The 10,111-nt window shown below is 61.1% G+C and carries 5 protein-coding genes and 1 pseudogene; 5 read left to right on the forward strand and 1 reads right to left on the reverse strand.

What is annotated here, in order from left to right:
• Positions 1-92: 92 nt before the first annotated feature.
• The 5 genes from ACQUQ1_RS20145 (at position 93) to ACQUQ1_RS20165 (ending at position 9,827) form a co-directional block, all read left to right on the forward strand.
• Complete coding sequence (locus tag ACQUQ1_RS20145) at positions 93-3,149, forward strand: PD-(D/E)XK nuclease family protein (protein WP_435066048.1); 3,057 nt, start codon at positions 93-95, stop codon at positions 3,147-3,149.
• Positions 3,142-6,780, forward strand: a complete 3,639-nt coding sequence (locus ACQUQ1_RS20150) for a UvrD-helicase domain-containing protein (protein ID WP_435066049.1) — start codon at positions 3,142-3,144, stop codon at positions 6,778-6,780. Before ACQUQ1_RS20145 ends, ACQUQ1_RS20150 begins: the two co-directional genes overlap by 8 nt.
• Positions 6,781-6,916: 136 nt before the next feature.
• Positions 6,917-7,855: a ParA family protein gene (locus ACQUQ1_RS20155; RefSeq protein ID WP_122106900.1), complete on the forward strand. Its 939-nt coding sequence runs from the start codon at positions 6,917-6,919 to the stop codon at positions 7,853-7,855.
• Positions 7,848-8,249, forward strand: coding sequence for a hypothetical protein (locus tag ACQUQ1_RS20160; RefSeq protein ID WP_435066050.1), 402 nt, complete (start codon positions 7,848-7,850; stop codon positions 8,247-8,249). Before ACQUQ1_RS20155 ends, ACQUQ1_RS20160 begins: the two co-directional genes overlap by 8 nt.
• A 345-nt stretch (positions 8,250-8,594) precedes the next feature.
• Positions 8,595-9,827: a phage integrase SAM-like domain-containing protein gene (locus ACQUQ1_RS20165; RefSeq protein ID WP_254861393.1), complete on the forward strand. Its 1,233-nt coding sequence runs from the start codon at positions 8,595-8,597 to the stop codon at positions 9,825-9,827.
• Positions 9,828-9,863: 36 nt separating this feature from the next.
• Here ACQUQ1_RS20165 and ACQUQ1_RS20170 read toward each other — a convergent pair.
• Positions 9,864-10,111 (reverse strand): annotated as a pseudogene (locus ACQUQ1_RS20170) (hypothetical protein); the annotation flags it as partial.

Genomic DNA, 10,111 nt, shown 5'->3' on the forward strand with positions numbered 1-10,111 from the left:
TGGAACGACGGGCATTTCAGCGGGGTGATGATATCGCAACTAATTCGCTGGGGAGTATTCTCTACATAACGCGGAACGACGCTCGCCGGAGTATGGTTGAGGACAGCTGGGCCGTTTCCCACGAACCTCTCCGTCTTCGTGCCGAGACGCTTGACGCGGTCGTTCGGGAGTGGTACGAGCATCTCCACGGTCCGGTTCAACCCCTCTCCGGGCAGCTGAACCGCCGGCTGGCGGAGTACGCACTCGACAGATCAACAGCCGAGACAGATGGCGCTCTCGCCGGCGAACCGGCCTCTGCCTCTCTCGCTGATTCGTTCAGTAGCCGCTTCTCGCTCTTCGACGACGCCGGCGTCGGGACCGCTGACGCGCTCGTAGCGGAGTTCGAGGGTTCAGACCTCGATGATCGTATCGCGAAAGCCACTGTCGACGCGTACCGACACTACCGGGATCTCCACGGAGACTACGTTGATGAGTGGATCTGTACCCGGGGAGAAATGTTCGACGCCGTGGCGACGGCGGAGCAATCACTATCGGCGTTCTCCCCGGAACTGGATGTCGTCATCCTTTCCGGGTATCACGAGTTCCGTCCTGTCGAACGACGCCTCATCGAACGCCTCGTCGACGAACTTCCAATGATCGCGCTGCTGCCGCTCCACCAAGATGGCCGAAGCGGAGTCGACGCTGTTGCGGAGGACGCCTTAGAGGTCTACGAAGCACTTGACTTTGAGACAGTAGAACTCGAGCCCGTCGACGAGTCAGGGCGGGCCTTCGGAACGATCACGGAAGCGCTCTATCGCCCGGACCCCGACACCGTCCCTTCTCCAGACGCTCTGCGATGGCGTGAACTCCCGACGCCCGAGCGCGAGATTCGCTTCGTCGCTCGCGAGCTCCGGACTGAGTTGGCCAATGGTCGCGACCCCGACGACTTGGCCGTCGTCGTCCCCGGGACCGAGGCCTATTCGGGGTACGTCGAGGACACGTTCGATACGTTCGACATTCCGCACGTCACGACCGCTGCCTCACAGCTGAACCGGACGTTCACCGGGAGCGTCGTCCACGATCTCTTGAATCTCGCCGAACCCGATCCCCGTGCCGAGGACCTCACGTCCCTGTTAGCGAACCCGCTGATTGATGTCGTCGATACCGACCAGGTCAACGCCGTCACGGCAGCTGCTCGCCGGCGCGACACGGTTTCTGTGTCACCCCTGCTCGATGACGTCGACGACGAAGCAGCGGCTCTGATCGAGGATCTGCTGGCCACGCTAGAGACGCTCCGAACAGGCGACGTCGAGGACGCAACCGAAACGCTCCGACGACTGTTGGATGACCGATTCGACCTGGAGGCGGCGACGGAGGACTACGCCAGCGGCGCCGAGCAAGCCGTCGAACAGCGAGCCTACGACCTCGTAGACGAGGTTCTCTCCTCGTTCGAGTCGCTGGCGGCGGTCAATAGCGATCTCTCTCCGTTGGCACTGTTCACCCGTGCGTTCGATGGCGTGCCGATTCGGGTTCCACAGCGCGCTGCTGGCGGCCACGTTGAGGTGATGGGGCTGCTCGACGCCCGGATGCGCTCGTTCGAGAAGGTGTTCCTCGTGGGCCTGACGAGCGAGCATTTCCCGGTAACGCCGGAACGCCCGGCCTTCTTCGAGGAGATGACCGACGCTCATCCGCGGTTCGACACTGGCGACGAGCGCCTCCGGGGGCGCTATCTCTTCGCGACGCTCCTCGCGAACGTCGACGAACTCACGATCACCACACCAGAGACGGGCGACGACGAATCCGCCGTCGTCCGGTCGCCGGTGCTCGACGAACTCCAGCGCGTGACCGGCATCGAACCCGAAGACGGCGTCGACGACCGCGTGGGCTCCCGCGAGGACCTACAGCGGCATGTCGCTGCAACGGCCGACCGGCGTGCGGCAGTCAGCCGCGCCGGCGACCGAGGTGATCTCTCCCCCGAGCAGACCAAGCGCACGGATCGGGGACTCCACTGTGCGGACAACAGGGGAACGACTGGCCTCTCCGAACACGACGGCGTGTTAGAACCCGAGACGGTCGATGAGGTATACCCTCCGTCGGCGCGGGAACCCTACAGCGCGAGTCGAATCGAACGATACGTCGAGTGTGGGTTCAAGTTCTACGCTGACGAAGTACTCGGAATTGCGGATCCGGACGATGTCGAGGTCGTCCCTACGCCCCTCGAAACTGGATCGTACGTCCACGACGTCCTCGAACGGTTCTTCGCGGATTTGCAGGACGAGACCGAGGACGGTGTCGATCTCACGAACTTCGACCGGGACGACCTGGCGACGCACCTTCGCGAGATCGCCGTTGAGGAACTCCGTGATGCTGACTTCGAGTACGACGGCCTGTTCTACGAACGGTGGAAGGCGGAGCTGTTCGCGGGCCTGGGTGACGGCGAGAGTGCTCCGTACGAGGCCGGGAGCAAACCTCACGACGCACCGGAACAGGGGTTGTTCGCTACCTTCCTCGACAACGAACTCTGGCGTGACGGCGCCGCCCGCCCACACCTGTTCGAGGCTCCGTTCGGTGAGGGGCTGCCCGACTCGGATGCTGGGCCGTTCACGGTTGAGCGACCGGACGGCTCGACTGTCTCGATTCGGGGATACATAGACCGCGTTGACGTGGGCCGGGATGGCGAACAACCGACGCTCACGCTCTACGACTACAAGACTGGTCGAGCACCGTATATGACGAAGACGACCGGCGGCACGAAGTTCCAGCTCCCTATCTATCTGCTTGCTGCGGCCAACGTCGTCGACGGTGATCTATTCGAGCAGGGATCGCTTTCAGCGACGTACTATCAGGTTCGACCGCCCAACGACATCAAGGTTCCACGCGGCGTCGAATCGAAGTTCGATTCAGAGGTCGAACTCCGCCGGTTCCTGAACGATGTCGTTCCGGAGTGGTTGGGCCAGATCGACGAGGCGATCGGTAACGGTCGGTTCCACACGACGCTTCTGTCGGCTAGCGGAGCGAACTGCCGATACTGTGACTACCGTCGGGCGTGCGATGTCCGCCATCACCGCAAGCGGGAGTTCGTCGACAAGGTCCACGAGGACGACTCCGCGTACGTTCCGCTCCGTGTTCGTGACGACGAGGACATCGAGGCGGTGATGAGCGATGACTGAGGACCCCGAGGAGATTCAGCTCACGGAGGAACAGGAGGACGCGCTCGTCCAGGGCCGGAACGTCGCGATCACTGCCGGTGCTGGGACGGGGAAGACGACAACGCTCACCGAGCGGTACGTGACGATACTGGCCGAGAACCGGTCGCTCACGCCGGAGAACATCGTCACGATCACCTTCACGCGAAAGGCTGCTGCCGAACTGACTGAGCGTGTCCGAGAGGAGGTGTACGACCGGCTGGAGGCCGTCGACTCACCGAAGGCCTACCACCGCTGGCGAAACGTGCTCGACGATCTGGAGGACGGCTATGTCCACACCATTCACGCGTTCTGTACCCGGCTCCTGCGAGAACGGGCCGTCGAGGCTCCGGTCCCGCTCGGCTTCGACGTACTCGACGAAGACGGTGCCGCGACACTCCAACGCGAAGTCGTGACGGAGTTCCTTGAACGCAACCAGGACGATGATGAAGTCGCGCTCCTCGCGCAGCTCTGGGGTCGTGACCAGCTGGTCGATGTACTCGCTGGATTACTCGATGAGCGCCCGCAGAGCGAGGCCGTCCTCGATGAGTGGCGTGATGCCGAGGTCGCCGACTACGTCGATATCTGCTGGGAGGTCGTTTGTGATCTCGATGTCGCCGACGCCCGACAGACGCTGTATGCGGACGGGCTCCTTGACCAGCTACGCACGGTTGCGGGCCGTGTCGACCGTGAGGGCGCTATCGCCGACGAAGACGGTCTTCGAGCCTACCGGGCCTTCTCCGAGGTCGCGACGATACTCTCGGACGACCCCGAGGAAAGCGATCCCCGCGACTGTCAGCGGGCAATCCTCGAGCTGTACGAGGCCTGTGAGAAGAAGAACGGCGGCCTGTACAGCAGTTCGGGGTACGTCGTCGGTGACCGGGACGAGTGGGGTGAGTACGGTGACGTCTACGACGACCTGAAGGACGTCATCGACACGGTCATCGCGGCCGTCGAACCGCACGCGGATGCGGTCGAGACGACGCCAGGAGAACTGGAAGCGAATAGCGCTCACTACGCGCTGGCTCTGATGCGGGTCTTCGACGACGTCCTCGCAACCTACACCGACGAGAAGGAGCGCCGCGATACGCTCGACTTTCCCGACGTGATCGAGACAACCCTCGAGTTCTTGCGAGCGAACGATGCCGTCACGGTGCGGCTCCGAGAGCAGTTTGCGGCCGTGATGGTCGACGAGTTTCAGGACACGGACCCGCGTCAGTGGGAGTTGGTCAAGCTCCTCACGGGCGTTGACGAGCAGGCGGCGTCGAACGTCTTCCTGGTCGGCGACGAGAAACAGAGCATCTACGGATTCCGTGGGGCCGACGTGACGACGTTCGGGGATGCGCGCAGAGAACTCCAGACCGTCAACGAGGCTCGTGGAGTTGACGACGTTCCCGACAGCGATGCCGAGAGTCCGACCGCCCTCGAACTCTCCGGGAATTTCCGGACGCTGGACGAGTCGTTGTCGTTCCTGAACGAGCTCTTCGAGTACCTGTTCCAACCAGAAGGTGATACCCACGAACCCTACGAAGCGCCACCTCAGGGACTGAGTACGCAGCGCGACCGTGTCGAGGACATCGAGGGTCTGACCGGGAGCGTTGAGTATCTCGCTGTGCCCGACGACGCCGATACGGCAGCGGAGCTCTTCGGCGACGACCATCCGGTCGCCGAAGGCGCGCTGGACCACACTATCGAGGCCGAGGCGCAAGCGCTCGCTGCTCGACTGACCCACCTGTTCGACGATCCGCCGACAGTCCAAGACCCCGATACAGGTGCCCATCGTGACGCTACTCCCGACGACACGGCTATCCTCCTGCGCCGGCGAACTCATCTGGACCGGTATCAGCGGGCCCTCGAGGAGTACAACATTCCCTATACTGTCGTCGGTGGCGTGGGGTTCTACGATACGCCTGAGGTCCAGGCGCTCACGAACCTGCTTCGAGTACTCGGTGATCCACAGGACGACGTCTCCCTCTACGGGGTGCTTCGGTCGCCGCTGTTCGGATTCGCGGATGATCGCCTCGCACCGGCTGTCGCAGAGGCCGACTCAGTATGGGACGCACTCGCCGAGACGGACGATCCACAGCTCGCGGACGCGTTCGGCCTCCTCACAACGTGGCGGACCCTCAGCGGCTGTGCGACGCCGTCCGAAGATGGCGTCCTCCCGTGGAACCGCCTGCTGTCCCGAGTGATCGACGACACGGGGTATCTGGCGAGTGTGAGTGCTGACGAACGCGGTCGACAGGCCGTCGCGAACGTCGAGAAATTTCGCGACCAGGTTCGAACTTGGAGTGAGAACGGTGTTCACACAGCTGCTGGGTTACTCCACCGGATCGACCGCCAAACCGAGATTGACCCCCGAGAAGGAGAGGCTGACATTCCGGGTGATGTTGAGGGCGTTCGGATAATGACGATTCACGCCGCGAAGGGACTTGAGTTCCCAATCGTCACTGTCCCCGATCTCGGAAGTGACCTCAATTTCGGGCGGTCCGTTGACGACCACGGCTATGTCCGCCTCGTCGAGGGGACGACTGATGCCCCACCGATTCCTGCAGTAGGTGCTCCCCACCCCAACGATGCGTTCGCAATCGAGAAGACGGCAGTCCACGAATATGCCGATCGTCGCTCGCTCCCGCAAGAGCGTGCGGAATCCAAACGACTGCTCTACGTGGCCTGTACCCGAACTCGGGACCACCTGCTGCTGTGTGGAACACACGACATCGATATCGATGAGTCTGGCCACATCGAACTCGGTGAGCCAGATGATTTCGACGACGCCAGTCGATGGCGGGATTGGATCCAGCCCATTCTGTTTGACGACCATGAGCTAGTCGCTGAGGCGTTTCACGATGGAGCTACAGACGCTCGAATTGGTGATGCCCAATACACCATTCAGGCGCCACCTCGGCCGGTTGAATGGCAATCTGAGGCTCCGACTGAAGAGTTAGACCCTGCGATTACTGTCCCTTCCCCGCCGGAACGTCAGGCTGCCGTTCGCGTTGCCGCGACGACCCTCGTCAGTGCTGTTGCGGATGCCTCCGAAGACGGACACAGCTACACGTCGGGGGATGGGACAGTCGGATTGAGTCCCACCACCTTCGGAACTGTTGTCCATCGGCTCAATGAGCTCCGTCCCCCACGAGAAGAGTGGCCCTCGTTTATTCGTCAATTGAGTCGTATGGGGAGCGAGGAACCGACGGATGACGATCTCCAAGCGGCCGTGAGCCATGCCCAGGATGCGATCCGGTTCGTCGATGAAACTGAGGCGGACCTCCCACTCGAAGCGACCTATGACGAGTACTCAGTTGTCGCTCGTCTTGATGATTCCCGCATAGTGGGTGATATTGACCGTCTTCTGGTCACTCCTGATGCGTATCATATCATCGACTACAAGACGAACGATCTTTCGTCGACGACGACTGATACCCTCGCTGACCACTATCGGCCGCAAATGCTTGCCTACGCTCTCGCGCTCTTCCAGCACGATCCCGCCCGGCAGGTTCGTGCTTCACTCCGGTTTACCGATGTTGGGGTTGAAGAACGGTTTGAGTGGCAACGGAGTGAACTGACTGATATCGAATCTGAACTTCGCTCTATGTTGGAGCTCGTCTCCTGAGCCACGTTTACTGATTCTATCCTAACTATTCTAGAGTAGTAAACTATTCTGGAATAGCGTATAGCTTTGGAATAGAATACTATTCGGACTATTCACCACAGAGTTAAGTTGAGAGGAGTTGATACTGCTGAATAGTATGAGTGGCTCAGATAGCGAGAATAGCATAGATAGAACGAATAGCCCGAATAGCCCATATGATTCGGTACAGACCGACGGCAACTTTCGGGCTGTTTCGGTTTGTATGCTTAAGGGGGGCGTCGGAAAATCGACGATTGCGGTCAACCTCGCCCGACAGCTGGCCGCACACGAACACGATGTCCTCCTCATCGATCTTGACCCGAACGGTCACGCGTCCGTTGGGCTGGGTTTTGACGACCAGTATCACAACACCGAGGAAACAATCGGCGACGTCTTCTTCGACGATGCTGACCCGACTTCTGTTGTCTACGATACCAGCTACGAGTTCGATATTCTCCCGTCCAGCGAGGATTTAGAACAGGTCGAGCGGGAGATCGTCGTGGGCGACGTGTTCCAACCCTCTGCGCTGCTCAAACGGGAAGTCGTCGACCCACTCCTCGGTGATACGTACGACTATATCGTCACGGATTCGCCGGCGTACCGGTCCCGACTCACGGACAACGCGCTCGTCGCGACAGCGAATCTCGTGCTTCCGCTCGCTCCTGGGAACGAGGCGATGGCCGGCTTGGAGCGAACCATCGAGCGACAGATCTCCCCGCTTCGGCAGCATATGGACGTCGACGTCCTGTCGCTGGTTCCGAACATGTTGAGCGGCCGTATCGACCAGCAGACTCAGGATCGACAGCTCCTCGAACGTCTCAACTCGCACGATAACCTTCAGGACCGCATCCCGAATTTCGCGAGAATCACGGACTGGGAGGCTGTCGACGCCGGCGATCTCAAACCATCACCGGGCATCCGTGACCGTACCAGCATCACGAAGGCCTACGGCGAGCGCAAACCCCTGCTGGACTACGACCCTGACTGTGACCAGTTGCAGTGTTTCGACGAGTTGGCGCACATCGTTGAGGCTGGGGAGGTGGTCCGCCATGGCTGACGACGATCCGTTTGCCGACCTCGGGAAGACACTCGAAGATGAACCGGACGACGAACCCCAGGATACGGATGACGCGTCTGAATCGGAAGGCGACGAGGAGACGCCCTCTCAGGAACCCGTCGAACGACAAAACCCGATGACCGATTCAGCGTTCAGCTATGAGGCCGCTAAACAGCGGCCTTTCTACGCCCGGGAGGCTACGATCGAGGACTTCGATTCCTGGCTGAAGTATGAACTGGAACGCGAGCTCAACCAGCAGGGCTACCAGAACATCGTCGTTCGGGAAATGACTGATGCTCTTCTCCGAACCGTCGTGGAGGAAGATCTCGTAGACGAAGTGGCCGAACGATTCGAACAAGCTCGCGAATCTGCTTCTTCAGAATCGACTGAATAGCGTACTATTCCAAAATAGAAAGCTATTCTACAATACCCCAACAGCAACCTCAGAATAGTCTGATTCCGCCTCTATACGGTGAACTCAGTTGAGACCGCCGGCTCAGTTTTGATATAGCGATATATAATTTATAAATCCGGTTTCTTGGCTATTAACACTACTACCGCCAGAATTCGGAACTTTAGGCAAATAAGCGTCTGGACGTGATTACACTGGTAATCACGACCACTTTGAAGTACCTCGCCGCCGTCCGGTAAGCACGAATGCTGCAACCGCCTCACGACGGCGCTTCCCCCAGGGTAGAGGCACCGAGACCGGGCCCGCAGGACGGTGGAGGGCCGGTGGATGCCTGATCGAGCGCTTTCGACGCCACTCGAAGACAGCTTCGAGCGCTACCTCCAGGACAAGGGGAAAGGCCGCGGCGGCGACGGTGGGAACTATCGACGTAACGCTGCACGCGAGCTCGAACGGTTCGCCGAGTGGGCCGCCGGCGACCGCGGCGCCGACGACTGGACCGGGATCGTCCCCGACGACATCGACCGCGAGCCGACCTTCGACGATCTCGACGAACGCGTGTTCCGGGAGTACGCCCGACATCTCGGTGGAGATCGGGGACTCAAGCAGAACACAGTACAAACCTATTACCGCTATATCTCTGCCTGGTGTGGCTGGTGCGTCAACGAGGGATATCTCGAGGCGCATTACGCGCAGCGGGCCAGTGCGATGGCGCCGCTGCCGGAGGACGACGGCCGCAAGCCCGGCGACCAGCAGGCCTGGACGTCCGAACAGCGCCACGCGCTCACCCGGCACGTCGACGAACGGGCCCGCGACGCCGTCGAGGCGTACACGACACTCCCGGAGGGTACTGACCCCCTCGACAAGCAGCGAGCGCACTATGCGGCGCTGAAGGCGGCTCGTGACCGGGCTCTGGTGTTCGTTCTCGCGTACACGGCCGTCCGTGTTGGGGAACTTCTCCGGGATCCGAACGACCCGCGGCGACGTGGCGTCCGCTGGGAGGACCTCTCGCTTGACGAGGGGAGTATGGACGTCTACCGGAAGAAACAGCAATGGGACGCCGCGAGTCTCCCCGACCCGGTGATCTCGCCGCTGCGGAGCTACCGCCAGCTGATGGACCCACCGACGGGGCGCTGGCCGGTGTTTCCCACGTTCGACCAGCGGACGCTCGCAGGGCTCGTCCAGGATGAGCTCGCCGACCGAGGGGAACATACGGAGGCAATCGCCGAACGCCGTGAGGAGTACGCTCGCGACCTCCTCCTGGCGCTCGATGAGGATATTCGGCCGCCCTCGATTACGACGGACGGCACACGATCGATTCTCCAACGGCTCTCAGAAGCTGCAGAGATAGACATCGACCATCCGAAACACGATTACCTTGCTCCACACGGCGGCCGGCGTGGAATGGGTGAAGTTCTCGTTCGAGCATTCGGATACACGGTTGCCGCCCGGTATCTCGACAATTCAGAGGAGATGGTGAGAGAGCGGTATTCACATATCGAGGCCGGAGAACTCGGTGATGTCGCTACTGAGGCGCTCGAGGAGATCGATAGTATACCGTAGTAACATATTTCGAGTGTGAGGGGTAGACCGTTGCGTTCACACCGCGTCGACGGTGAACAGCGAGTCGTCGCTGAGGACGACCTGTACCCGGCGGTGCCAGGCGTCAGCAAAGGCCTCCCGTTGCTGGTCGCTTGCCGATCCGTCGAGAATCCCCTGGAGGTTCCCGATCGCGGGTCCACCGCCAGGAACGTCGCTGACGTGGTAGGCCACTTCGACGGTCTCGTCCGTGTCGGTTCGCCGGAACCGGAACGTCGGGTCCGCCGTGTCCGGGTCGAACGCGTCGA

The organism is Halobaculum sp. EA56, from assembly GCF_051195075.1.
Taxonomy (GTDB): domain Archaea; phylum Halobacteriota; class Halobacteria; order Halobacteriales; family Haloferacaceae; genus Halobaculum.